The organism is Marinilactibacillus sp. 15R (assembly GCF_001895285.1).
Classification (GTDB): domain Bacteria; phylum Bacillota; class Bacilli; order Lactobacillales; family Carnobacteriaceae_A; genus Marinilactibacillus; species Marinilactibacillus piezotolerans.
The window spans coordinates 2,014,350-2,040,616 of record NZ_CP017761.1 but is presented as its reverse complement, the minus strand read 5'-3'; the positions used below and the strand labels follow the sequence as shown (position 1 = coordinate 2,040,616).

The 26,267-nt window shown below is 34.6% G+C and carries 29 protein-coding genes; 27 read left to right on the top strand and 2 right to left on the bottom strand.

Annotation, left to right across the window (positions count from 1 at the left end; all coding sequences use genetic code 11):
* Positions 1-182 precede the first annotated feature (182 nt).
* Positions 183-2,333 (top strand): peptidoglycan D,D-transpeptidase FtsI family protein, encoded by a 2,151-nt coding sequence (locus BKP56_RS10130; RefSeq protein WP_232226877.1) that lies wholly within the window; start codon positions 183-185, stop codon positions 2,331-2,333.
* Positions 2,334-2,427: 94 nt separating this feature from the next.
* On the opposite strand, the gene rpmG is transcribed toward BKP56_RS10130, so the two are convergent.
* Positions 2,428-2,577: a 50S ribosomal protein L33 gene (gene rpmG, locus BKP56_RS10125; protein ID WP_072694965.1), complete on the bottom strand. Its 150-nt coding sequence runs from the start codon at positions 2,575-2,577 to the stop codon at positions 2,428-2,430.
* Positions 2,578-2,836: 259 nt separating this feature from the next.
* Between rpmG and BKP56_RS10120 the strand changes: the two genes are divergently transcribed.
* The 7 genes from BKP56_RS10120 (at position 2,837) to BKP56_RS10090 (ending at position 7,722) form a co-directional block, all read left to right on the top strand.
* Positions 2,837-3,193 carry a helix-turn-helix domain-containing protein gene (locus tag BKP56_RS10120; protein WP_072694964.1) on the top strand — a complete coding sequence of 119 codons (357 nt, stop codon included), beginning with the start codon at positions 2,837-2,839 and terminating at the stop codon, positions 3,191-3,193.
* A gap of 52 nt (positions 3,194-3,245) precedes the next feature.
* On the top strand, positions 3,246-3,779 hold the full coding sequence (locus BKP56_RS10115) for a hypothetical protein (protein WP_072694963.1): 534 nt from the start codon (positions 3,246-3,248) through the stop codon (positions 3,777-3,779).
* Between the two features lie 101 nt (positions 3,780-3,880).
* Positions 3,881-4,222, top strand: coding sequence for a hypothetical protein (locus tag BKP56_RS10110; RefSeq protein WP_072694962.1), 342 nt, complete (start codon positions 3,881-3,883; stop codon positions 4,220-4,222).
* Positions 4,223-4,363: 141 nt separating this feature from the next.
* Entirely contained in the window at positions 4,364-5,068 is a 705-nt protein-coding gene (locus BKP56_RS10105) for a rhomboid family intramembrane serine protease (protein ID WP_072694961.1), read from the top strand.
* A gap of 17 nt (positions 5,069-5,085) precedes the next feature.
* Entirely contained in the window at positions 5,086-6,063 is a 978-nt protein-coding gene (locus tag BKP56_RS10100) for an ROK family glucokinase (RefSeq protein WP_072694960.1), read from the top strand.
* 156 nt (positions 6,064-6,219) lie between these two features.
* Entirely contained in the window at positions 6,220-7,248 is a 1,029-nt protein-coding gene (locus BKP56_RS10095; protein WP_198033940.1) for a hypothetical protein, read from the top strand.
* A 72-nt stretch (positions 7,249-7,320) separates the two neighbouring features.
* Complete coding sequence (locus tag BKP56_RS10090; RefSeq protein ID WP_072694958.1) at positions 7,321-7,722, top strand: rhodanese-like domain-containing protein; 402 nt, start codon at positions 7,321-7,323, stop codon at positions 7,720-7,722.
* Positions 7,723-7,787: 65 nt separating this feature from the next.
* Here BKP56_RS10090 and BKP56_RS10085 read toward each other — a convergent pair whose 3' ends face one another.
* Positions 7,788-8,600: a pyruvate, water dikinase regulatory protein gene (locus BKP56_RS10085; RefSeq protein WP_072694957.1), complete on the bottom strand. Its 813-nt coding sequence runs from the start codon at positions 8,598-8,600 to the stop codon at positions 7,788-7,790.
* Positions 8,601-8,732: 132 nt separating this feature from the next.
* Here BKP56_RS10085 and BKP56_RS10080 point away from each other — a divergent pair, with 132 nt between their 5' ends.
* The 19 genes from BKP56_RS10080 to BKP56_RS09985 all read left to right on the top strand — a co-directional run bounded on the left by BKP56_RS10080 (position 8,733) and on the right by BKP56_RS09985 (position 26,236).
* Positions 8,733-9,155 carry a Fur family transcriptional regulator gene (locus BKP56_RS10080; RefSeq protein WP_072694956.1) on the top strand — a complete coding sequence of 141 codons (423 nt, stop codon included), beginning with the start codon at positions 8,733-8,735 and terminating at the stop codon, positions 9,153-9,155.
* 241 nt (positions 9,156-9,396) lie between these two features.
* Positions 9,397-9,579, top strand: coding sequence for a 30S ribosomal protein S21 (gene rpsU, locus BKP56_RS10075; protein WP_072694955.1), 183 nt, complete (start codon positions 9,397-9,399; stop codon positions 9,577-9,579).
* A gap of 61 nt (positions 9,580-9,640) precedes the next feature.
* Positions 9,641-10,087, top strand: a complete 447-nt coding sequence (locus tag BKP56_RS10070; protein WP_072694954.1) for a GatB/YqeY domain-containing protein — start codon at positions 9,641-9,643, stop codon at positions 10,085-10,087.
* Positions 10,088-10,315: 228 nt separating this feature from the next.
* On the top strand, positions 10,316-11,287 hold the full coding sequence (locus BKP56_RS10065; protein WP_072694953.1) for a PhoH family protein: 972 nt from the start codon (positions 10,316-10,318) through the stop codon (positions 11,285-11,287).
* Positions 11,287-11,760 carry an rRNA maturation RNase YbeY gene (gene ybeY, locus BKP56_RS10060; RefSeq protein WP_072694952.1) on the top strand — a complete coding sequence of 158 codons (474 nt, stop codon included), beginning with the start codon at positions 11,287-11,289 and terminating at the stop codon, positions 11,758-11,760. The genes BKP56_RS10065 and ybeY overlap by 1 nt, the downstream gene beginning before the upstream one ends.
* Positions 11,744-12,139 (top strand): diacylglycerol kinase family protein, encoded by a 396-nt coding sequence (locus BKP56_RS10055; protein ID WP_072694951.1) that lies wholly within the window; start codon positions 11,744-11,746, stop codon positions 12,137-12,139. The genes ybeY and BKP56_RS10055 overlap by 17 nt, the downstream gene beginning before the upstream one ends.
* 15 nt (positions 12,140-12,154) lie before the next feature.
* On the top strand, positions 12,155-12,559 hold the full coding sequence (locus BKP56_RS10050; protein ID WP_072694950.1) for a cytidine deaminase: 405 nt from the start codon (positions 12,155-12,157) through the stop codon (positions 12,557-12,559).
* A gap of 1 nt (position 12,560) precedes the next feature.
* Positions 12,561-13,469, top strand: coding sequence for a GTPase Era (gene era, locus BKP56_RS10045; RefSeq protein ID WP_072694949.1), 909 nt, complete (start codon positions 12,561-12,563; stop codon positions 13,467-13,469).
* Between the two features lie 128 nt (positions 13,470-13,597).
* Positions 13,598-14,374 (top strand): DNA repair protein RecO, encoded by a 777-nt coding sequence (gene recO / locus BKP56_RS10040; protein WP_072694948.1) that lies wholly within the window; start codon positions 13,598-13,600, stop codon positions 14,372-14,374.
* Between the two features lie 49 nt (positions 14,375-14,423).
* Complete coding sequence (locus BKP56_RS10035; protein ID WP_072694947.1) at positions 14,424-14,912, top strand: hypothetical protein; 489 nt, start codon at positions 14,424-14,426, stop codon at positions 14,910-14,912.
* Between the two features lie 776 nt (positions 14,913-15,688).
* Entirely contained in the window at positions 15,689-16,618 is a 930-nt protein-coding gene (glyQ, locus tag BKP56_RS10025) for a glycine--tRNA ligase subunit alpha (protein ID WP_072694945.1), read from the top strand.
* A 1-nt stretch (position 16,619) separates the two neighbouring features.
* Complete coding sequence (glyS, locus tag BKP56_RS10020) at positions 16,620-18,710, top strand: glycine--tRNA ligase subunit beta (protein ID WP_072694944.1); 2,091 nt, start codon at positions 16,620-16,622, stop codon at positions 18,708-18,710.
* A 115-nt stretch (positions 18,711-18,825) separates the two neighbouring features.
* A complete protein-coding gene (locus BKP56_RS10015) occupies positions 18,826-20,541 on the top strand; it encodes an ABC transporter ATP-binding protein (RefSeq protein WP_072694943.1) in 1,716 nt (571 codons plus the stop codon).
* Between the two features lie 139 nt (positions 20,542-20,680).
* Positions 20,681-21,193 (top strand): transcription repressor NadR, encoded by a 513-nt coding sequence (locus tag BKP56_RS10010; RefSeq protein ID WP_072694942.1) that lies wholly within the window; start codon positions 20,681-20,683, stop codon positions 21,191-21,193.
* A gap of 87 nt (positions 21,194-21,280) precedes the next feature.
* A complete protein-coding gene (locus tag BKP56_RS10005) occupies positions 21,281-21,847 on the top strand; it encodes a hypothetical protein (protein ID WP_072696122.1) in 567 nt (188 codons plus the stop codon).
* A gap of 41 nt (positions 21,848-21,888) precedes the next feature.
* Positions 21,889-22,221, top strand: a complete 333-nt coding sequence (locus tag BKP56_RS10000; protein ID WP_072694941.1) for a tRNA-binding protein — start codon at positions 21,889-21,891, stop codon at positions 22,219-22,221.
* Positions 22,222-22,379: 158 nt separating this feature from the next.
* A complete protein-coding gene (gene dnaG / locus BKP56_RS09995; RefSeq protein WP_072694940.1) occupies positions 22,380-24,263 on the top strand; it encodes a DNA primase in 1,884 nt (627 codons plus the stop codon).
* Positions 24,264-24,283: 20 nt separating this feature from the next.
* Complete coding sequence (gene rpoD, locus BKP56_RS09990; protein ID WP_072694939.1) at positions 24,284-25,420, top strand: RNA polymerase sigma factor RpoD; 1,137 nt, start codon at positions 24,284-24,286, stop codon at positions 25,418-25,420.
* 195 nt (positions 25,421-25,615) lie between these two features.
* Positions 25,616-26,236, top strand: a complete 621-nt coding sequence (locus BKP56_RS09985) for a 50S ribosomal protein L25 (RefSeq protein WP_072694938.1) — start codon at positions 25,616-25,618, stop codon at positions 26,234-26,236.
* Positions 26,237-26,267 lie beyond the last annotated feature (31 nt).

Sequence of the window (26,267 nt, the reverse complement as noted above, 5' to 3'; positions counted from 1 at the left end):
TACTATAGAGCTTATTAATCAATAAATATTATGAACACAAGAAATCTTTACACAATTTTACTCTTTATCATATAGAAATTCTCCTGTCTATTTGGTAAACTGTTTTAAGTCTATTTAGAAAATAATATAAATCAAATTAGTAAACTGTAAACTTTGTATGAGAAATATTTGGAGGCTTTATGTTGAGAAAAACTATTAAAAAGACAAAGGAAAGAAAAAAATCCCATATTCCTTTCCGTTTAAATCTACTATTTTTTATTGTGTTTATGCTGTTCTCGGCTTTGATACTTCGCCTTGGTTATCTACAAATCATCAGAGCAGATGAGTATCGTGCAGAAGTAGAGAGAACAGAACGTACCACGATTACTGGAAGCGTACCTAGAGGAGAAATATATGATGCTAACTTAACCAAATTAGTTGGAAACGAAGCAAGAAATACAATCACATATACTCGAGGAAAAAACACTTCAGGAGCGACTATGGCTGAGATCGCTTTAAATTTAGCAGATTACATTACAATGCCTAGTGTTTCTCCATTCGACAATGAAGATAGTTCTGATATAACAGTTAGAGATATGCAGGACTTTTATATAGCAATGAATCAAGACGAGGTTAATGAGAGACTTTCTGATGAAGAATTGAAATTATCTGGTTCTGAATCATATCAGGCTATGCTGGATAAAGTTACAGAAGACGAGATTGCAGGTTTTTCTGAAAAAGAAAAAGTTGCTACTGCTATTTATAAAAGTATGAATGCTTCTTATTCACTAAGTACCGTTAACATTAAAAATGAGAATGTTTCACAAGAAGAGATTGCTCGAGTAAGTGAAAATCTTGATTCTCTTCCAGGTGTTGGAACAGGTACAGACTGGGTACGCGTATATCCCCAAGGAGACATGTTGAAAAGCGTTTTAGGACGAGTTACTTCTGAAGAGCAAGGTATACCAAGTGAAAAAGTCAGCAAATATCTTGCTATGGGATATTCCAGAAATGATAGAGTAGGACGAACTTATTTAGAAGAACAGTATGAATCGGTATTAAGAGGAACAAAATCAATTATTGAAACTGAAACTGACAATAACGGAGAGATAATTAATCAAGTAGAAAAATATTCAGGGAGTAAAGGTGATAATTTAATTTTAACATCTGATATCTCTTATCAAGAAACAGTGGAACAGATCGCCAAAGACTCTTTGCAGAAAAGAGAAGGGCGTAATGAGGAAATATATATGGCTGCTATGGACCCGCAGACTGGAGATATTTTAGCTATGACCGGACAAACAGTAGGTGACGATGGAGAAGCTGTAGATGATGCACTCGGCACAATTACGAAAGCATTCATTCCTGGTTCATCTATAAAAGGTGCAACAGTATTATCTGCTTATATGGACGGAGTACTAGATACAAGTAATAATGTTATTGAAGATACACCACTTCTATTTAAAGGCTCTAACCCTATTAGATCAATTTTTAATCAAAGTGGTTCAATAATGATTAATGACATCACAGCGTTAGAACGCTCTTCTAATGTTTATATGTCTCGGCTTGCAATGAGAATGGGTGGAATATGGGACTATTCACCTTATCAATCGTTACCTTTTAGTGGTCAGGAGTTACTGGATAAGCAAAGAGAATATTACGCTCAATTCGGGTTAGGTGTAGAGACCGGAATAGACCTACCATCTGAAATGACTGGTTATAAGGGATCTAATCCTTCAGCAGTAGACGGGCTATTTCAATCTTTTGGGCAATATGACACTTATACTACTATGCAGCTATTACAATATGTATCAACAATAGCCAATGATGGTGTTAGGGTAGCGCCCAAACTTGTTTCAGAAATTAGAGATACTGATCCTGATACAGGGGGAATTGGGGCACTTAAAACTGAAGTTGAGACTAAAGTATTAAATAAAGTTGCTGTTTCTGATGAAGCAATGGACCGCGTTCAGCAAGGTTTTTACCAAGCAGTACATGGTGATCAAGGGACTGCAAGATCATTTTTTGCAGATGCACCATATGATGCCGCTGGTAAAACCGGAACTGCCCAATCTTTCTGGTATAATCCAGAAACAAAATCAAGTGAAACCACTGTGAATTTAACCTATGTGGGTTACGCTCCTTATGATGATCCTGAAATTGCTGTAGCAGTTATCGTTCCATATTTGCCAGAATCAAGTTCCGAACGAACTAACAAGGAGAATTTAGCAGCAGCAAAAAGAATGATGGATGCTTATTTTAAAACTGGAGAATTTGAAGAAGAACAAAAAAGCAATACTGAAACAGTTGAAGAATTACAAGAAGCACAAAACGCAGCAGAAAATGTTGAATAATGAAAAGAGTGCGGGGATCCAGTAAAAGATTCCCGCACTCTTTTTGTAAATTAAAAAGCCAAAAGTTTAACTTTTGGCTTTAATACATGAATGATTATTTAGTTTCACGGTGCAAAGTTACTTTTTGCTCTCTAGGGCAATATTTTTTAACTTCCAAACGTTCCGCATTATTACGTTTGTTTTTAGAAGTCAAATAGTTGCGTTCTTTGCAGTCTGTACATTCTAAAGTTACGTTAACTCGCATGATGGTCCCTCCAAATCTTTCCTGAATTAAGACCAAACATAAGTGTCTAGTCTTTCGCCTTGACTAGGATAACACGTTTAGACAAAAATTACCATCTTTTTATTGCTTAAATAAAAATTTCATAGAAGAGAGTCCTATATTCTAGAATGTACTATAGTCATTTATATTACGCTTTATTACGAAATTTATCAGGTCCTTCCTGTTTTTTATTAAGTATGGTAAAATTTATAAGGCTATTAATAAGAGGAGGAACACACATATGGAACTATGGGTAATAACAGGGATCCTATTTGGGATATCTGCAATTTTGATGATCTATTCTTTTCTTAAAAAAGAAGAAAAAGATCGCACTTATAAAGAATTAGAAGATGTTTCATTGGATTTAGTCCAAATTATTTACGGTTTAAACAAAAGAATTCAGAATCTAGAAAATGAACTGAAAATCGAAAAACCAGTAGAAACATTTCCTGATCGTGTTACGAATATGACTCAAACCCATATTTTGACTTTATTTACACAAGGTCTTTCTGCTAAAGATATTTCAGAACACCTGCACGTATCGGAAGCATCCGTTCAACACACGATCGATGCCTATATTTCTGAAGGAGTACATTAAGTAGAAAAATAGATGGACAGAGTAACTAGCTATTAAGGAAAGGAATAAAAATATGTCGAAAAAAAATATAAGAATTCTAGCTCTAGGGTTCTTTATTTCCGGTATTATTCTTGTATTGACTTCTTTATTGATGCCGGGAAACCAGTCAGCGAACGGTCAAACTGGGAATGTTGAAGAACTAGAATCTGAAATTACTTATTTAGAAGAAAAAATTGCTCAGCTAGAAGTTGCTCAAACCTCACAAGCAGAAACAACTTCAGAAGAAGTTGAACAACCTGCCGATGAAACGGAAACTAGCGATACAGAAGAAGATGCCTCTAGCAATGAAGACGAAGTTAAAGATGAAAGCAAAGAGGAGGAGCCTGAAGAAGATCCAGTAATTAAAGCAACAATTACAATTGGCGAGGGTGAACCTAGTAGTGTAGCCGCACAACAATTAGAGTCAGAAAGCATTATTGAAGATCGTTATGATTTTGACAGCTTTTTAGAAGATAACGACTATGCTCCGTTAGTTCGTCCTGGCAGCTATGAAATCAATAGCGAAATGACTTACGAAGAAATAGCACAAAAGCTTATGGGAAATTAGTTTTTAGCAAATATTACTCTTTGACTATGCATATAATTTCAGTATCTTACCTTATTCCTATATGATGAATTTAATAAAACATATTTGAAAGGATGAGCAAGATGAGCAGAATGTCCAAGGTTAGTATGGTAAATGGTGAGCTTTTTATGATTCAGATACCTCCAGAAGAATTGCACAAAATATTATCAAATTCAAATAAAGAATCCGGCAATTTATTTCATGAATTTGAATTAAAATCTGGAGAAATAATTTATCTACAATCATTGCATGTAGTTTCCATAGAAGGAACTGGTGAGACAACCAGTTTGACTGATTCACTTGATAAAACTTCAATTGAACAGACCGATGAGAATAATAAATCTAATAATGAAAAGAATAGAGCCGCATCAAATCTAGAAGCTGCTAAAGAGTTCAAAAAAGATTTAGATGGCAATATGGAATGATGTAAATTCAAATTTAAAGCTTTGAAACCATTTGGTCATTATGGTTTCAAAGCTTTTTTTGTTAGCGATTAATTTTAAACATTTAGATGATAAAATTTATGATATACTAAATATAAATTCCATAAAAAGGAAGGATTATAAATGAGTCCTCAAACTAAAATGAAAATGAGACGATGGCAGAGAAAGCCTTTTGTAACTTATGGATTATTAGGCTTAACTGTGTTTATGTTTCTCTTACAAACACTTAGAGGAGGCAGCCAAAATCCTTTCGTTCTATATGAATTAGGTGCTAAAGTTAACGAACTGATCGTGCTTGGAGAATGGTGGCGCCTTATTACACCTGTTTTTTTACACATAGGGATTGAGCATATTCTTCTCAATGGGCTGATTATTTACTTTCTAGGGATACAGGTAGAAGCGATCATAGGTCATTGGAGATATTTATTGCTCTATATGCTTAGTGCTATAGCGGGAAATGCTGCAAGCTTTGCATTCAATCAATCCATCTCAGCAGGTGCTAGTACAGCATTATTTGGCCTTTTCGGAGCAACACTTGTTTTGCCTAAACTATTTCCAAATAATTACCAGGTTAAAGAAATGTCTAAAAGTTTCTTATTGCTGATCATCATCAATCTCGTATTTGGTCTTTTCAGCAATGGAATCGATATGGCTGGTCATGTTGGTGGTTTAGCTGGCGGCTACTTGACTATGTATGCATTATCAGCACCGAAAGCTTGGATCAGTGGGGTTAAAGTTCAAGCTAAGTATGGTGGTATTTATATCATTTTACTTAGTATCATATTAATTATAGGCTGGCGAACAACAACTATGCTTTATTTCAATTAAAAAATGGAGGGGAAAATATGCTTGAAAAAAAATTGATTGGAATTGATCTAGGTGGAACGACTATCAAGTTTGCAATTCTAAATATCGAAGGTCAAATTCAAAATAAATGGAGTTTAGTAACAGATACAACTGAAAAAGGTGCGAAAATCGTACCTGCAATTATTGAATCAATCAACCATCATTTAGATTTATACAATATGACTAAAGAAGATTTCTTAGGAATCGGCATGGGTTCTCCTGGAAATGTAAGTCATGTTGAAGGAACTGTTATTGGTGCCTATAATCTAAACTGGAGAACGATCCAATTTGTCAAAAAACTTGTTGAAGAAGGTACAGGAATTCCTTTCTTCATTGATAATGACGCAAATGTTGCCGCTTTAGGAGAACAATGGATTGGGGCTGGAAACAATGAGCCTAATGTAGTTTTTATGACATTAGGTACTGGTGTCGGTGGTGGCATTATTATAAATGGAGAACTAGTCCGTGGTGCATCTGGTGCAGCCGGAGAAATTGGACACATTGTTGTTGAACCTCACGGATTTGATTGTACATGCGGTAATAAAGGATGCCTCGAAACTGTTGCAAGTGCTACAGGAGTTGTTAGATTAGCTAGAACAATGGCTGAAGAATTTGCAGGAGTTTCTTCACTGAAAGAAAGCATAGATAATGGTGAGAGCGTTGATGCTAAAAGTGTTTTTGATGCAGCTAAGGATGGCGATATTTTCGCAGTAAGAGTAGTGGATAAAGTTTGTGATTATTTAGCTCTAGCTTGTGGTAATATCTCTAATATGCTGAATCCTTCTACAATTGTTATTGGTGGTGGAGTATCCAGAGCCGGAGAATTTTTGGCTGAAAAGATTAGAGAAAAATTTGTGAATTATGCTTTTCCGCCCATTTATAATAATACTAAGATCAAAATTGCCGAACTAGGAAATGATGCTGGAGTAATTGGTGCTAGTTCTCTAGTCCTTAATGACTCATTCTCTGAGTCATGATAGATGATTTAAAAACTTCTCTTATGTTAATATAGAATTAATATATTGGATAAGAAGGTGATCAGAATGCATTCAAGAAATAAGCTGAAATCAGTTAGTCTATTTCTCATGCTTTCTGGTCTCTTTTTTCTATATGCATGTTCTGCTTCTGAATCAATGTCAAAAGAAGAACCATCTAATCATCCAACTATTGAAGGATCTAAATTTATTCAAATTGATCAATCAAAAGAAACTTTACAAAAAATAGTAGGGTGGTTAGACAATGATGAAGTGCTTGTTCATCTTGGAGACCAAAAAGGCCAGCAATTGATCCAATTAAATATAAAAAATGGAGACCGTAAAATACTATATTCTACAGAAAAACATATTTTAACTGTCAAAATCAATAATCAACTAGATAAGATATTGTTTCAAGAGGGTTCTGATCAATCAGTTGATCTCGTGGTAGTAAATTTAGTAGGCGATGAATTAAACCGAAAAAAAATTGATTATAGTGGTTATCTAACTGTCAATTGGAACCCTGTAGAAGATCATTTGGTATTTTTATCCTATTATCAAGTCGATTCAAAGACATCGGTTGAACAAGCTAAGGTAAGGATCTGGAATCTTGAAAACAATCAATTTCAAGAAATGCCTATTCAAAGTGTTGAACCTAACTGGTATTCATCTCATCTTTACTTGTACATAGATGAACTATCAAAGCAGCTTTTTATAGGAGATGTTAGAAAAGATGAAACTCCTGACCGAATCAGTAATGAAACAATAGGGTTTTACCTGAATCAGGATACTGTAGTTTCTATTTTGGAGTCAGATATTAATGACCATGAAGTTCATCTAATGAAAGATTATCCTCTTTTGGTTCATAAAGGAACGATCACAATTCCAAAAGTTACGATGGGAGAAAGAATCATACATCCTTATCTATCACAAAGCAACAGAGATGGTATGATTGTTGGCAATGTAGCTGATGAACCTACTGACTTAAATCAAAATTTAGGTTCTTTCACTTTGTGTATATTGGATTTCCAAAATAGTCAGCTGCATCCAGTCACCTCACTCCCTGAAAATGCACCAATCTTACTTTCACCTGATGAAAAATACGTATTATATGGTTGGCAATTTGAAAAGGTTATCGATTTAGAAGGAAATTCTTCAATTCACTCGTTAATATCTGATTCTATCTAAATAAGTACTAGAAAAAAACGCTTTTCTACTGTAAACTATGTAGATGAGAACAGTTAGAAAGGAAGTATAGAATTGGATGGATGGACAATATTTACTATAATCTTGTGGATTGGAATTATTGGATGGGGGATTTGGGAACTCATACAATATTTTAGAAGAAAAAACGCTGCTACTATTGTTTCCAAGGAAGAATTTAAAGAAAATATGCGTAAAGCACAGGTAGTTGACGTTAGAGGTAAAGACGAATTTGATGCTGGACATATTTTAGGAGCTAGAAATCTTCCTTATCTACAAATGAAACAAAGAGCGAATGAACTTCGTAAAGATCAGCCAATATATTTGTACGACGAAAAGAAAACCCTGAGTGCAAGATCTGCAATTATATTAAAAAAACAAGGTTATCAGAATTTGTACATTCTTAAAGGCGGATATGCTGATTGGGATGGTAAAATTAAACGCAAAAAAATGAAATAATTACAATAATAAATGTACATGGCTCCTTAACCAGGATCCATGTGCATTTTTATTATAAAAAAGGATCAATGCGCTTGAAATGAATTAACAATAATAGCTGCTGTTTCTTCAATTGATTTATTTGCAACATTAATGATCTGACATCCTAGTTTGGCATACAAGGTCTCTGCATACCTAATTTCTTTTTGAATGCGTTCAGTACTAGAATAAGGGGTATCTGGGTTCATACCATAAGAAATCATTCTCTCTTTACGAATGTTTGATAAAATACTTTCATCATTTGTTAACCCAACAATTTTTTTAGGATCTACACTCCATAATTCACTTGGAATTTCAGCTTCTGGCATAAGAGGAAGATTCGCTACTTTGTAATTCTGGTTCGCTAAATAAATACTTAAAGGTGTTTTAGAGGTTCTGGAAATGCCTAGTATGACGATATCCGCTTCTAAAAAGCCTTTTGGATCTTTACCATCATCATAAGTAACAGCAAACTCCATAGCTCCAATACGGTCAAAATAGTTTTCATCTAGTTTATGCATAGCTCCAGGTTTAAACTGTGGTTGCAGATTGGTTCGTTTGCTAATTTCCCGCATAATTGGATTTAAAATGTCAAAACAAGTTAAATCATTCTCACTACAGAAATCATGAATCGTATGAATAAGTGTTTTGCTGACAAAAGTATGCAGAATGATTGCATTCACTTCCTGCGCTTTTTTTAAGATATTCATAAGCTGATTTTTTTCTCTAATGAACGAAAATATTTTAAAATTACATTCTAGCTGAGGAAATTGTGATAATGCTGCGTTACTAATGTTACTAGCGGTTCCTCCTACAGAATCTGATAAGACATATATGGCTAATTTTGAGTGTTCATTCACTATGTTTCATCCTTTCTAGAGTACAGAGCTATTATACAGGACAAGAGATATTTAGTGAAGTAACAAGCGATTCTTGATATTTTTACGAATCTCAGCTATTATATACTAAACTAATTAAAAGGAAGCGATATTTTGTCTGCTTTTGATCAAGCTGTTACGACTTTAAAAAATAAAGGATATAAAACTACTGGAAAACGCCAAAAAATATTAGAATTATTATTTAATCATGATAAATATATGACTGCTAAGGAAGTACAAGATAGCCTGAAAGGGCTATTCCCTGGAATTAGTCCAGATACGATTTATAGAAATCTAAATACTTTTGTGGATCTAGCAATAGTAGAAGAGACTGAGTTGAATGGCGAAAAACTGTTTCGTTTCAGTTGTGAGATGCACGGTCATCACCATCATCACTTTATTTGTACAAATTGCGGAAGAACAGTGCCTCTTGAGAACTGTCCAATCGATATGTTTTCAGATCAATTACCCGGCTGTAAAGTGACTGCCCACAGATTTGAACTTTTTGGAATCTGCAGTAACTGCATGGCAAGTTAAGTTCAGAAGGAATAATTTAATCTAACAGGTAAGAAATCAATTTTTATAAAAATTTAATTTTTTTACTTCTAACGGTTGACGTAAAAATGCTTGTTGTATATAATGAGCAAGAACTGTTTTTATGCATTTGCTTTGTATATGAAATCAGTTACATCATTTATTGATAGGGAAGACCAATTGTGAGGAATTATTTTATTAAACAAATGGAACTCCCTGAACGTACGAGGGGAGGGGAAGAACGATGACTAAAACAGATATCAAGAAAGGTGAGAGTCTTGATGATGCTCTTCGTCGCTTCAAACGTTCCGTTTCTAAAACTGGCACTTTAAAAGAAGCCCGTAAACGTGAATACTATGAAAAGCCAAGTGTTAAACGTAAAAAGAAATCTGAGGAAGCAAGAAAACGTAAAAACAAGAAATTTTAATTTACGTATTGCTTTTGAACAAAAAATATAATACCACTTTTCTTTAAAGAAGGTGAACTATTTGACAGTGTTAGAAGAACTTAATCAAGATATGAAAGTTGCGATGAAAGCTAAAGATCGCGAAAGCCTTACTACGATTCGCATGTTAAAATCTGCTTTGCAAAATGAACAAATCAACAAAGGAGACGAATTGACTGAAGATGAAGAGTTAACGGTGCTTGCTCGTGAGAAAAAGCAAAGAGTCGAATCTCTTAATGAGTTTAAAGATGCAGATCGTAAAGATCTAGTTGAAAAACTTGAAAAAGAACTTTCAATTGTTGACCAATATCTTCCTGAGCAGTTATCTGAACAAGAAATTTTTCAAATTGTTCGTGATACAGTTGAACAGACAGGTGCTGACTCTATGAAAGATATGGGCAAAGTAATGGGTGCTGTCTTGCCTAAAGTTAAAGGAAAAGCAGACGGTAGTCTTGTTAGCTCGATTGTAAAACAAGAATTAAGCAAATAAAGATTAGAGGGAGTTGAGATCACGGATCTCGCTGCCTCTTTTTTTGTGATATCTTTATATTTATTGGCTTAAAATAATTATGTTTTCTGATAGTACTTTAATAAGTTTTAAATGTTGTAAATAGCTATTATACTTGTATTTATAGAGATTATTTACTTTTTATGCTATGATTTATAGGAAGTATAAAAACTTAACTAAACTATACCTTTCAAAGGAGTTGGCATTTGTTTGACTGACAATGCACAAAAAAAGATTCGTATCTTTGATAATTCAGAAAAAGCTATCGCCTTATTTGGTGCTCAAAATAATCATCTTAAGCTACTCGAAGAAGAGTTATCAGTATCTATCAGCAGCCGCGGCAGCCAGATAGAAATCACAGGTGAAACACAAGCGGTTGAACAAGCTGATGGTATTTTAAGTGAGTTAGAGCATCTAATCAATAAAGGAAATAGAATCAAGCGCTCTGATATTTTGTCTGCTATTCGTATGGCACAGCAAGGTAAACTCTCACAATTTTTAAAAATGTATGAAGAAGAAATCGGCAAAGATAGAGATGGACGTCCTATACGAATAAAAAACGTTGGTCAAAGAAACTATGTTCATTCCGTCAAAAATAATGATATTGTTTTAGGAATTGGTCCTGCCGGAACTGGTAAGACTTACGTGGCTGTTGCGTTGGCAGTCGCTGCTATGAGAAAAGGAGACGTTAAAAGAATTATTTTGACAAGACCTGCAGTAGAAGCTGGAGAAAAACTAGGATTCTTACCAGGTGACCTCAAAGAAAAGGTTGATCCTTATCTACGACCTCTTTATGACGCTCTTTATAATATTTTTGGAACTGAGCATACAAATCGATTAATGGATAGAGAAGTAATTGAAGTCGCTCCTCTTGCCTATATGAGAGGAAGAACTTTAGATGATGCATTCGTCATCTTGGATGAAGCTCAAAATACTACAGTCCCACAGATGAAAATGTTTTTGACAAGACTTGGTTTTGGATCAAAAATGATTATTAATGGTGATAAAACTCAAATTGATTTACCGGCAGGTACAACGAGTGGCTTAATTCATGCTGAACGGGTACTAAAAGGAATCCCTGGAATTGGACATGTACACTTTGAAGCAGAGGATGTAATCAGACACCCTCTTGTTGCCAAAGTAATTAAAGCTTATGAAAAAGAAACGGATTTGAAAAAATAATGGAAATCTTATTATATGATGAAACGAATCGATTAAAAAAATCAGAGAAAAAATTGATTGATGAAATTCTAGAATTTGCAGCTGAGAAGTTATCTTTGGAAGAGGATGCTGAGATTTCAGTAACGATAGTCGATAATAATAGAATTCAAGAAATCAATAAAACTTATCGTAATAAAGATTATGCAACAGATGTCATTAGCTTCGCGATGGAAGATGAAACGGAAGATGACTGGTTAATCTCAGATGAAGATGAAATTGATTTACCCCGAGTGTTAGGAGACCTTTTTATTTCAATCGATAAAGCAGTAGAACAAGCAAAAGATTATGGGCATTCATTTGAACGTGAACTGGGGTTTCTCGTTGTGCACGGACTGCTGCATCTTAATGGATACGATCATATGACTGAAACAGAGGAAAAAGAAATGTTTACTTTGCAAGAAAAAATCTTGAAGGAGTATGGACTTGAGCGATAAAAATCAGCTGCCACATAAAAATAGACAATATAGGGACTCTTTTCGTTATGCTTTTGAAGGAATCAAAACAACCTTCCAGGAAGAACGGAATATGCGTACTCATGTGCTAGCGGGAGTACTAGCATTATTACTCGGTATTGTTCTTTCATTATCTATAACAGAGTGGCTCTGGATCGTTTTATCTTCATTTCTAGTTTTTGTCATGGAAATTCTGAATACAGTCATTGAGAATTTAGTAGATCTTGTAACGGAAGAATATCATCCATTAGCAAAGAAAGTAAAAGACATGGCAGCAGGTGCAGTATTGAGTACAACCATATTTGCTGTAGTGACTGGACTACTTATATTTGCACCTAAAATCATTAAGTTATTTTCTTAAGAAAGGTTGCTACTTATGAATGAAAATCAAGAAATAAAGCTAATAAGAACTGCTACAGATATGCTTGAGCGAGCATATGTTCCTTATTCAAAATTCCCAGTAGGGGCATCATTATTAACAAAAGAAGGTACGGTCTATTCAGGATGCAATATTGAAAATGCTTCTTTTGGACTTACAAACTGTGCTGAAAGAACAGCAATTTTCAAAGCAGTTTCAGAAGGCGAGAAAAATTTCGAATACTTGGTTGTAACGGGAGATACAGATGGACCAATATCCCCTTGCGGAGCTTGTAGACAAGTTATGGCTGAATTTTTTTCTCCTGAAATGAAAGTACTTCTTACAAATAGAAAAGGGCAGAAACAGGAAACAACTGTACAAGAGTTACTTCCTGGTGCCTTTACATCAAAGGATATGGTTTAATATGTCAGAAGAACAAGTATTTAAATCTGGTTTTGTTTCACTTATCGGAAGACCTAATGTTGGTAAATCAACATTGTTGAATCGAATTATCGGACAGAAAATTGCGATTATGAGTGAAAAAGCTCAGACTACTAGAAATAAAATCCAAGGAATCCATACAACGGATAAAGAACAAATTGTTTTTATTGATACTCCAGGAATTCATAAACCGAAACATCGTCTGGGAGATTTCATGGTTGATTCTGCATTAAGTACATTCAACGAAGTAGATGTTATCTTATTCTTAGTAAATGTTGCTGAAAAACGCGGCCCCGGAGATAACTTTATTATTGAAAAACTGACACATATTTCAACCCCTGTATTTCTTGTATTGAATAAGATTGATCAAGTACATCCAGATGAGCTATTACCGATTATAGAAGATTATCAGAAACAATATGATTTTGATGAAATCATTCCTATTTCAGCGATTGAAGGAAATAATGTAGATCGTCTTTTAAAGGTTGTAAATGGATATTTAGAAGAAGGTCCTCAGTATTATCCTGAAGATCAGGTATCTGACCATCCAGAATATTTTATCGTCTCAGAACTTATACGGGAAAAAGTACTTGAAATGACTAGAGAAGAAGTCCCTCATTCAGTTGCAGTTGTTGTCGAGAGAATGCAGCGTGATGAATATGATAAGGTAAAAGTAGATGCTACGATTATTGTGGAGCGTAAAAGTCAAAAAGGAATTATTATCGGTAAAGGCGGTAAAATGCTGAAAGAAATCGGTACTCGAGCTAGAAAAGACATCGAAGCACTGCTTGGAGATAAAATTTATCTAGAAACATGGGTTAAAGTTCAGAATGACTGGCGAGATAAACAGACCTATCTGCAAGATTATGGCTATAAGAATGAAGATTATTAAACAGATTATTCCAGTAAATAATCCACTAGTTATCTAATTTATTTAACGAATTGTATGAAATTAAAGCAAGTATTCCAGACGTTTTCTATTTTAAAGAGAACGTCTATTACTTTTTTTGGAGGAATCTTATGGCTCATCTAGAGGAAGTCGAAGGCATCGTAATATCCGTTAGAAAGCATAGAGAACGAGATTTTCTTGTTAAAATATTTACTGATCGATATGGTAAAATGATGTTCTTTGTTAGAGGTACAAAAAATCCTAATAATAAACTGAAACGGGCAATTCAGCTATTTTCTCATGGAACATATATTGCAGATATAAGGGATCAAGGTCTGAGTTTTTTAAGAGACGCAAAAGATATAGCGCCTTATTCACAAGTTCAACTTGATATTTTTAAGAATGCCTATGCCACTTATGCTTGTGGATTGGCTGATGCTGCATTAGTAGATCGAGTTCCAGACTTTAATTTATTTACCCAGTTAAAAGAAGGCTTGAATCTAATGGATGAATTAGAGGAACCTGAAGTTATCTTAAATATCCTGGAAATCAGATTTCTTAGATACTTTGGAGTAATGCCGGAACTTCGAGGTTGTGTTATCTGTGGAAAAACAGAAGGTGCATTTGATTATTCTAGTAAATTTCATGGATTATTATGTCCAGAACATTATTTTGAAGATGAAAGACGTTATCACGCCAATCCTAAAGCAATTCACTTCATCCGTTTGTTTTCCGTTATTTCCTTTGATAAAATAGGAACCATATCGATTTCAGAACAGACAAAGAAAGATATAAGGTATGTAATCGATATGCTTTATGAAGAACTAGTCGGTTTAAAGTTAAAGAGCAAACGATTCATTGATCATATGCATGAATGGGACGGAGTGTTGAAAAGGCCAGAAGAATGATCTGCTTCTTTCTTCCATGCTGATTACTTTTTAAAAAGGAGAAATAGTAGTGGATACCATTTTTATGCTAATTTTCTTTATACTTTTTGCGAGCGCAATCTATAAAATGATTAATCAAATCAGAACAATTGTAATCAGACAGCAAGTTACATCATTGATGAAATGTCTGCAGCCATTAATTATTCTATTATTTTTAGCTATTTCTTGGTTTGGTTCTGCGCCTTTTTTAGGGTACATATTGTCCTTAACTGCTGCTGTTATGTTAATTTTATCCTTGTATAACAAAGGGTTCACCAAAGACGGTATTATCCCCAATATGCCTGGTAGCTACTTACATGGACTTTTAAGCAGAAAGTTCTCGTTTGAAAAAACTTCTGACTGGTTAATGATTGAAAAGAAAAATAAAATTAAAGTTCGTTTCACAAATAATCACTATAAATCCGTCTATTATATCGATTTTCCTTTAGCCGAGAAAGAAAATGTCATTCAATTTGTTGAACTGCATAACGAGATCATTGATATTGAACCTTATAAATGAAAGGAACAGTCAGTTTGATGATTCTATTATTCAAAATTATACTACTGGTCTTTGCAGTAATGTTACTGGCGCAATATTTGTATCAAAAGAAAAAAATGGTGATACGAACAAATTTTTTTAAATCAGGAATACTTTTTCAACTATTACTCGTAAGTTTTATCCTTTATTCTACTTTTCTTGACTACATCATAGCTATACTATGGATTTTCATCTGTCTTTTGCCTTTGAATAGTAGAGGATTGACTCAAAATGGTCTTTATCACGATAAGCAGAAAACTTATGGCAGTATCTTCATCAGCAGTGAAGTTCCCTTTGAAGAAACCAGAAACTGGGAACTTTATGAAAAAAGACGATGTTAAAATGTCTAGTTACCGTTGGAGAAGACCCCGGCACAGGTATACATTTTTATCTTGAAATAAAGATAAACACAGATTTCTCGAACTAATTGAGAGTAAGGGATTCTATGTTAAAGTTCACTAACTCATGATTGACTTTCTATTTAGTTCGTGTAAGATAGGATTTAACAAATGAAAAGCACAATGAAAGAAAGAGTAAAAATGTTCAGTCTTTTATAGCGAGTTCGGAATAGTGAAAGCCGAGTGAGATGACATTTTGAAAGGCATCTGGAGTGCAAAATCAAAGCGCTGATTTAGTTAAAGGCTGAATCGGAAGTAGGGTGGAACCGCGAGAAAACTCGTCCCTATACTGGTAGATTCTATCAGTATAGGGACGAGTTTTTATATTTTACAGAATAGAAAAAGAAAAGAGGAATAATGATGAAAAAAACTTTAACGTTTCAAGAAATCATTTTAACACTGCAACAATACTGGTCAGAACAAGGATGCATGCTGATGCAGGCTTACGATACTGAAAAAGGCGCAGGTACCATGAGCCCTTATACTTTTTTGAGAGCAATTGGCCCTGAACCATGGAACGCGGCATATGTAGAACCATCTAGGAGACCGGCTGATGGACGTTATGGAGAAAATCCCAATCGTCTTTACCAGCATCATCAGTTCCAAGTTGTAATGAAACCTTCTCCAAATAATATACAAGAATTGTATTTGAAAAGTTTAGAAATTTTAGGCATTGATCCATTAGAACATGATATCCGCTTTGTAGAAGATAACTGGGAAAATCCCTCCCTTGGCTGCGCAGGACTTGGTTGGGAAGTCTGGTTAGATGGAATGGAAGTTACACAGTTTACCTACTTCCAGCAAGTTGGAGGCTTAGAAGTAGATGCTGTTACCAGTGAGCTGACATATGGATTAGAAAGACTAGCTTCTTACATCCAAAGTGTTGAAAGTGTCTATGATATTGAATGGGCACCTGGTGTTAAATACGGAGAAATCTTTAAACAGCCAGAATATGAACAGTCAGCTTATGCGTTCGATTATAGTAATCAAGAGATGCTATTCAACCATTTTAAAGATTATGAAACAGAAGCACATGCTTTAATTGAAAAAGGATTAGCTCATCCAGCTTATGATTGTGTATTAAAATGTAGCCACACGTTTAACCTTTTAGATGCAAGAGGAGCTGTTTCTGCTACTGAACGTCCTGACTTTTTAAGACGTATCCGTAAAATGGCTCATAGTATTGCTAAAGCATTTGTATTGGAACGTGCGAAATTAGGATTCCCTTTATTAAATGAAGGCAAAAGCCAGACATGGATAGAACAATATATTAATAAGGAGGAAAAATAATATGAACCATACATTTTTATTAGAAATCGGCTTAGAAGAAATGCCGGCTAAAATCATCGAACCTTCCGTTGAACAATTAAAAAATAACGTCGAATCTTTTTTAAATGAAATGAAGTTATCTTTCGAATCGATTAAACTATTTTCAACCCCAAGAAGATTAGCTTTAATGATTGAAGGTCTGGCTGAAATCCAACCAGATGATGTGCAAATGGTCAAAGGACCTGCAAAAAAAATTGCACAAGATGCTGAAGGGAATTGGTCAAAAGCTGCAGTCGGCTTTACTAAAGGACAAGGAGCATCTACTGATGACATTGTATTTAAAGAAGTCAAAGGCGTGGAATATATCTTTATAGAAAAATTTACAAAAGGGAAAAAGGCTGTAGAAGTATTGCCAGGAATCGTTGAATGTATTATTTCAATGAACTTCCCGGTCAGCATGAAGTGGAGCACACACTCTTATAGATTTATTCGTCCAATACATTGGGTAGTTGCTATGCTGGATCAGGAAATTGTGCCTTTAGAAGTTTTCAATGTACGCTCGGGTTCAACTACTCAAGGTCACCGATTTTTAGGAAAAGAAATACAACTGACGCATGCGTCAGAATATGAACATATCCTAGAAAAGCAAAATGTGATTGCAGACCGTAATAAAAGAAAATCTAAGATAGTAAATCAGATTACTGATCTTTGTCAGGAGAAAGGGTGGAAAGTCCCACTTGATAACGAAGAACTATTAAATGAGGTAACTGATTTAGTAGAATTCCCTACTACGTTCTTTGGTTCATTCAACGAAGATTATCTTCAAGTGCCTGAAGCTGCTCTAGAAGTATCAATGGCAGACCATCAGAGATATTTCCCAGTAAGAAAGCAGGATGACACACAAGCATTTCTACCTTATTTTATTGCTGTCCGTAATGGTTCAGAAGAACAAATTGAAACTGTTATAAAAGGTAATGAAAAAGTTCTGGCAGCTCGTTTAGCTGATGCAAAATTCTTCTATCTAGAAGATCAGAAGAGTTCAATTGATGCGTGTGTGGATAAATTAAAACGAGTATCTTTTCATGAAAAACTTGGTTCTCTATACGATAAGCAAGAACGTGTTAGTGTGATAGCACAAATTTTAGCGAATGAATTTGATTTATCTAAACAAGAAAAAGATGCACTTAATAGAGCAAGCGAGATTTTTAAATTCGATCTTGTAACGAATACAGTCATTGAATTCACTAAATTACAAGGAAAAATCGGAGCAATACTAGCTAAAGAAAAAGGAGAAAAAGAATTAGTAGGGGATGCTATTTCTGAACAATACCTGCCTTCTTCTGCTACTAGTGAACTCCCATCCACAACAGTCGGTACGGTTTTATCTTTAGCAGACAAATTAGATACTTTAATCATGTTCTTTGCAATCGGTCAAGTACCAACTGGTTCAAATGATCCTTTTGCATTGAGAAGACAAGCAATGGGCATTGTGCGGATAATTGAAAATTCCGGTCGCCATTTCTCACTGAAAAATTTAATGAATCAGATAGAAGAATCTTTGAATATCAATGTTGAATTAAAAGCTGGTGTTGCTCAGAATCAAACTTTGGTACTGCAGTTCATTAAGGACCGTATAGATCAGCAGATGCAAATCTCTAATGAATCAGGAGGGATTCCTTTTGATATTAGACAGGCCGTTTTAAAAGCAGACCAGGATGATATTGTCTTTACTTTTGATGCAGCATTAACTTTGAACAAATATAAAGATACTGCTGATTATAAAGCAACTATCGAATCACTTACACGTGTTTCAAATTTAGCCGACAAAGCATCTGAAGAGATCTTAGTTAATGAAGAATTATTTGAAAAAGATTCTGAAAAGGATTTGTATCTTTCTGTTAAACAAACTGAAAATATATTTAACAACACTATTGATTCAAACAAAAGATATCAAGCTTTAAAAGAATTAAGTCCAATAATTGATACCTTTTTTGAAGAAAATATGGTTATGGCAGATGATGAAAAAATCAAAAAAAATCGTTTAGCTATGCTTAAATCTATTAATGATCTATTAATGACATTTGCTGATTTAAGCCAGCTGTTAATTAAATAGTACTGTTAGACTTTAAGAGCAGAGTGAATTCACTCTGCTCTTGAAGATTATTTCAAGGATTATTCTTGATCAGATGTGACAGTTTGTCATGATAAATTATATTGGAGGTATTGAAGTGCTTAAAAAATTTTTTAATTATTATCGACCCTATAAATGGTTGTTTACTCTAGATTTTACTTCTGCTATTATTGTTGCCATTTTAGAGTTAGCATTTCCGATTATTGTTCAGCGGGTGATTGATTCAATTTTACCCACTGAAGAATGGCCAATGATCGTATGGGTATCCATTGGTTTGTTCTCTATATATATACTAAACACTATTCTACAATTTATTGTTACTTATTATGGACATAGATTAGGTACGAATATAGAAACGGATATGCGTCAGGACTTATATAAACATATTCAAAAACAATCATTCAAATACTTTGATAATAGAGAAACGGGGAAACTCATTACTCGACTGACATCAGATCTATTTGAAATTGCTGAGGTTGCTCACCATGGGCCTGAAGATATATTTATAACTATTTTTACTTTACTGGGAGCATTCGGTTTGATGTTAACCGTACATGTTCGTCTTGCGATAATGACATTTATATTAGTTCCCTTAATTGCTGTTGCAGTCATAGTTTTTAATAAAAAGATGACCTATGTAAATAACAGAATTTACGATGATCTTGCCGGCTTTAGTGCAGGTATAGAAGCTTCAGTAGGAGGTATTCGAGTTGTACAGGCTTTCGCCAACGAAGACTATGAAGATAAGCGTTTCGGATCATTAAACGAAGCATATAAACGTTCAAAGTACCTATTTTATAAAATGATGGGGTTAAGTAGTTCATACAATTATCTGCTCATGCGTTTGATTAGCTTGTTTGCAATGTTCTTTGGTGCTTATTACACGATCCAAGGCGAATTAACATACGGTGATTTTGTAGCATTCATTTTATTTGCCAACATTCTAGTTCGTCCTATTGAAAGAGTCAACGTTATGATAGAAAGCTATCCTAAAGGGATTGCCGGGTTTAGAAGACTTCAGGAAGAAATTAGCCGTGAACCGGAAATACAAGACTCCTTGCATGCGATAGAAGTAAAATCATTAATTGGTAATATTGACTATAAAAATGTAACTTTCAGTTATGAAGAACATAACCCGATATTAGATCAAGTCAATCTTTCAATTAAAGCAGGAGAAACCATTGCTTTTGTTGGGCCAAGTGGAGCTGGTAAAACCACTATATGTAATCTGCTTCCAAGATTTTATGAGATTGATTCAGGAAGTATTGAAGTTGACGGGCATAACATCCATGATATAAAGGTACAATCTCTCAGAGAACAAATTGGGGTTGTACAACAAGATGTATTTCTATTTCCAGGAACAATCAAGGAAAATATTCTTTATGGTGATTTGACTGCTAATGATGAACAAGTTCGTATGGCAGTAAAATTAGCCAATCTAGAAGAGGTTGTCAGCACTTTGCCAAATGGATTGAATACAGTAATAGGAGAACGCGGGGTGAAATTATCTGGCGGCCAAAAACAAAGACTTTCAATTGCCAGAATGTTTTTAAAAAACCCTCCTATTTTAATTCTTGATGAAGCAACTTCTGCTTTAGATACTGAAACAGAACAAGCAATTCAAGAAGCATTGGATTCACTGTCTGAAGGTCGAACAACTTTGATTATTGCTCATCGACTTGCTACAATCAAAAATGCTGATCGTATCGTCGTAGTAACGAAAAACGGTATTGAAGAGAAGGGAACACATGATAAGCTGATGGCGTTAGAAGGGGCATATAAACGTCTTTACGATGCTCAGTTTGCTCAATAAATATTCTGTAACATCATTATTTATACAGCCAGCAATTCTTTTGCTATCTATTCATAAGGAATTGCTGGCTGTACTTTTTATTTTATAAAACTATATAGTATACTAAAGATAAATCTTTATACAGAGAGAAGGCAGTGGGATGGAAGCAGAAATAAGACGAGCTACATTATTATCTAACTTAAAAGAAGCTAATGAGCCAATCATAGCCAGGAGTTTTGCAGAACAGTTCGATGTCAGTCGCCAGGTTATTGTGGGAGATATTGCCTTGTTAAGAGCAGAAGGACAAGAAATTCTTTCTACCCCAAAAGGGTATGTTATGAGATCTAACTCATCAGAAAGACAAGAGCGAAGAATTGTTTGTCAGCATACTTTTGAACAGACACTCGAAGAGCTTTATCTAATTGTAGATCATGGTGGAGAAGTTATAGATGTAATTGTAGAACATCCCATTTATGGAGAAATGGTTGGTGGACTGAATATATCAAGCAGATTAGAAGCAAATGAATTTATACAAAAAATTAAAAATAATAAAACAACTTTACTAGCAGAATTAACCGGTGGACTGCATAGTCATACAATATCTGCGAAAGACCAGCTTACATTAGATCAAATCGTGGAAGCGTTAAAAGAGAAAAATCTAATCTACTATTAAGTTTCAGTTGTAATAATTTCCAAATCGTATATACTGTTTAGTGTAAAGACACCTGTAAACGCAGGAGTACACTGAGGAGTGATTTTTATCAAAAAAACAAATACATTAAGATTGACTGTGACGGCTCTGTTAACTGCGATTGCTATTGTAATCCCGATGGTTATGCCGATAAAAGTATTGATTGAGCCTGCATCATTTACTTTAGCAAGTCATGTACCAATATTTTTAGCTATGTTTTTCTCACCTGGGATAGCCGTAGCAGTTTCTTTAGGATCAGCTGTAGGATTTTTATTGGCTAGTTTTCCAATTGTAGTGGTTCTGCGTGCTTTGAGTCATGTCATATTTGCTTATGTGGGAGCAAAATACTTAATTAACCGCAGAGAACAAGTACTTAGATCCCCTTTAAAAAGTACGATCTTTTCGTTAGCGATCGGATGTCTCCATGGTGCTGCTGAAATGTTAGTTGTTTCAATGTTTTTCTTCGGTCTCATTCCGGGCTCAAGCTATTCAGAAGGTTTCTTCTTAGCTGTATTTTTACTAGTAGGAGTTGGAACGATTGTTCATAGTATGGTTGATTTCCTTATTTCACAATTCGTATGGACATCATTAGGTAGCAGAGTACAGTCATTGGCAAAAAGAATAGAGACTAAGTAAGTGAATTATGTAAGGTATCATGTAATAAAAGGAAAATTCATATGACAAATATTGAGCATTTTAAAAGTTTAGACATTAGAGTAGGAACAGTAGTGAAAGCCGATTTTTTTAAAGAAGCTAGGGAACCGGCTTATAAATTACAAATTGACTTTGGACACGAAATAGGTACTAAAAATAGTTCTGCTCAAATTACTGACCGTTACGATATTCAAGATCTCCTTGGAAAGCAAATCATTGCGGTAATTAATTTTCCTCCATTAAGAATTGCAGGTTACAAATCTGAAGTACTAGTGATAGGTGGCATCCTTTCAGACAAAGAAGTTGTCTTATTAAATATAGATGAACCAGTTCCCAATGGTACTAAAATAGGCTAAAAAAATTCCTCATCTTATTGATGGGGAATTTGCTTTTTAATAGGATTATGGTATACTAATGTTTGATTATTATAGGGCAATTATGCCCCGTTTTTAATAGTTTCGTTTATTAAATCGTTTATATTTTGTGCTGATTTTTGTGTGAGGGAGGCATTGATTTGGTTCGTATTCCAGAAGAAACAGTTACACAAATTAGAGAAAAATCTGATATTGTCAATGTGGTCTCACAATATGTTCAATTAAAAAAATCGGGCCAAAATCACTTTGCTCATTGCCCGTTTCATGAAGATAAAACACCTTCGTTTTCGGTCAATGAAAAGAAACAGATATTTCACTGTTTTAGTTGCGGAAGAGGTGGAAATGTATTTAGTTTCCTCCAGGAAATGGAAGGTATTTCGTTTCCAGAAGCTGTTATTAAGTCAGCAGAAATTGCAGATGTTCCAATAGATCAGGAAATAATTCAACAATCAAATCAATCTAGACCTAATGAAAATAGTAAATTCAGCAAATTACTAGCAATCAATGAAAAGACTAAAGAATTTTACCATCATATTTTGATAAATACAAAAGTTGGAGAAGCTGCTTATCAATATCTTTTAGATCGAGGTGTAGAGAAAGAGACCATAGAAGAGTTTCAACTCGGATTTTCTCCACCACAACGAAATGCTTTAAAATTGTATCTAGACAATCAAGAAGGCCTAGATAATACATTGCTATCGGAAACTGGATTATTTTCTGATAGAGAAGATCGTCAGTTGCTGGATCGTTTTTCTGGTAGGATTATATTTCCTATTAGAGATCACAAAGGTCAGACAGTAGCTTTTTCCGGCAGGATATTTGAAGGTGATAACAGTGAAACGACTCCTGGATTTTATTCAGCAAAATATGTAAATAGTCCAGAAACAGATTTATTCAATAAGCGTAAAATCTTGTTTAATTATGATAAAGCCAGGCCAATTATTCGCAGAGAAGGCGAAGTTTATCTTTTTGAAGGATTTATGGATGTTATTTCTTCCTGGCAAGCGGGCATTAGAAATGGGATTGCTTCAATGGGGACAAGTTTAACTCATGAGCAAATTCAGCAGATGGATCGAGTAACAGATAAAGTTGTTATTGCTTATGATGGAGATCAAGCTGGGTTGGAAGCGACCAAACGTGCCACAGAATATTTTACTGATCAAACTCATTTTACAATTGAAATAACTAGTTTCCCAGAAAAATTGGATCCTGATGATTACATCAAGTCAAGAGGGAAAGAAGCCTATAAAGATTTTCTATTACATGGTCGAGACACACTTATGAGTTTTCTGATGAAGTATTACCGAAACGGTAAAAACTTGAAAAATGAAAGTGAGCGGCTTTCTTATATTGAGCAAGTCTTGAAAGAAATGACAACTGTTAATTCTCCGGTAGAAAGGGAGCTTTATTTCAATCAACTTGCTCAAGAATTTAAAGTAACCCAAGATACTTTAAAAGAACAGTTTCAACAACATGCATTTGAAAATCAAAAAAATCGTACGAAACAGTTAAAACAACAAAAAACCGACAGACAAAATGAAGCTTATTCTGTTCAGATTACTCGACAGAATAAACCAAAAAAAAGTTCTGTGGAACAAGCAGAAAAAATGCTGCTGAATAGACTTTTTTACCATGATGAGGTATGGTATACATTGCAGAACTTACCAACTGAATTTACTTTTCCACACGAACATTACCAAATTCTATATCTGTTGTATGAATCATACTTTAGAGACAAAGGTGAGAACAATGTAGAAGCTTTTCTGGATTTTATTAAAGATCCGGAACATAAGAAAAAAGCCACAGAAATTTTGTGGATGGATCTAGGAGAAGAGCTGGTAACTGGAGAAATAGAAGATTATATTGATGTAATATCTAATCGATCACCGGTAGAAGCTAAGCTGAAAGCGAAAAGAGAAGAATTAAAAGAGGCAGAAAGAACTGGAGACAAACAGAAACAACAGTTTTTAACTATTGAAATCATTAACTTGAATCGCCAGCTAAAAGCTGCGAAAGAAGCATAAAGCAGGAGGCATACTATTTTATGGCCAAAACTAAAAAAGAAGTAAATAATGTTCAACCAAGCAAAAAATATGAAGCAGCTGTAAAGGAATTGATTAAAGAAACGAAAAAGAAAATGGAACAGACAATTTCTTATGTTGAATTAACCGATAAACTAGCTGAGCCTTTCGAACTCGAAAAAAATCAAATGGATAATTTGATTCAGAAATTCGAAGATGAGGGTGTTGGAGTCGTTGACGAAGACGGTAACCCTCTAGCAAAACAGTTAGACAAAGAAGAAGAAGTCGTTGAAGAAGCTAAGAAAGAAGAAATGATTGCTCCTCCTGGTGTTAAAATAAATGATCCTGTTAGAATGTACCTTAAAGAAATTGGTCGAGTAGACCTATTAAGCGCAAAAGAAGAAATAACTTTAGCAAAAAGAATCGAAAATGGAGACATTATTGCTAAACAAGAATTAGCGGAAGCCAACTTACGATTGGTTGTTTCTATTGCTAAGCGTTATGTTGGACGTGGAATGAGCTTTTTAGATCTAATTCAAGAAGGTAACATGGGATTAATGAAAGCTGTTGAAAAATTTGATTATGAAAAAGGGTTCAAATTTTCAACTTATGCTACCTGGTGGATTAGACAAGCTATAACCCGTGCAATTGCTGACCAGGCAAGAACGATTCGTATACCAGTTCATATGGTTGAGACAATCAATAAACTCGTCCGTATCCAGCGTCAATTACTTCAGGATTTAGGAAGAGAGCCTACACCTGAAGAAATTGGAGCAGAAATGGACTTGCCGACTGAAAAAGTTAGAGATATTTTAAAAATCTCTCAAGAACCGGTATCTCTTGAGACACCAATCGGCGAGGAAGATGATTCGCATCTGGGAGACTTTATAGAAGATAATGAAGCAACTAGTCCTGCTGATAATGCTGCTTATGAACTATTAAAAAGTGAATTAGAAGATGTATTAGATACATTAACAGATCGTGAAGAAAATGTATTGAGACTTCGTTTCGGGTTAGATGATGGACGTCAGAGAACACTTGAAGATGTAGGTAAAGTGTTCGGTGTAACTAGAGAACGTATCAGGCAGATAGAGGCGAAAGCACTTAGAAAGCTTCGTCATCCAAGTCGCTCAAAACAGTTGAAAGACTTCCTAGAATAAATCAAATTATCTAATAATGAATAAAGGCCACTTTAAAGTGGCCTTTTACTATTTAATGATGCTAAAATATAGATTGAGAATATCAGCGGTTGGTGGTTTCTTTTGCTTTAATCCCCTATATTTGGTATAATTATATAGTAAACGTCAGAAAATAAGTATCTTACTTATTTAATATATATTCGGAAGGTGAAATTAATGAAATTAAAAGCAACTAAGCGTACTGAAACAGGTACATCAGCTTCGAAAAAAGCAAGAACTGAGGGATTAGTACCCGCAGCTATCTATGGTAAAGAATTGGAAACTGTGCCTGTATTGTTAAATCAGAAAGAATTGGAAGACACTTTGCGTAAGGTAGGGGCTAACGGAGTATTCGACGTTGAAGTTGACGGAGAAACTTATCATGTTTTTGTTAAAGAATTAAAAACAGCTGCTATCAAACCTATTTTGTATCATGTAGACTTATTATCCTTTACTAAAGGTCAAAAAGTTCATATGACTATTCCAGTTTATATTTCTGGGGAAGACGAACTCAAAGAAGGCTATGTTTCTCAATCAATCTCTGAATTAGAAGTTGAAGTTGCGCCAGCTGAAGCTCCTTCTGACTATACAGTAGATGTATCATCGCTTACTATTGGTGATACTATTAGTGTAAGTGATCTTGAAATTGGAGAAGGTGCTACACTATTGACTGATGCTGAATTAACTGTTGTTTCAATTTCTGCTCCTGATGCAGTTGAAGAAGAAACAACTGAAACATCAGATGACATGCCAGAACCAGAAGTGATCGGCGAAGACAAAGATGAAGATTCTGAATAATCTTTATTTTTCCTAACAATCACGTTTTTAA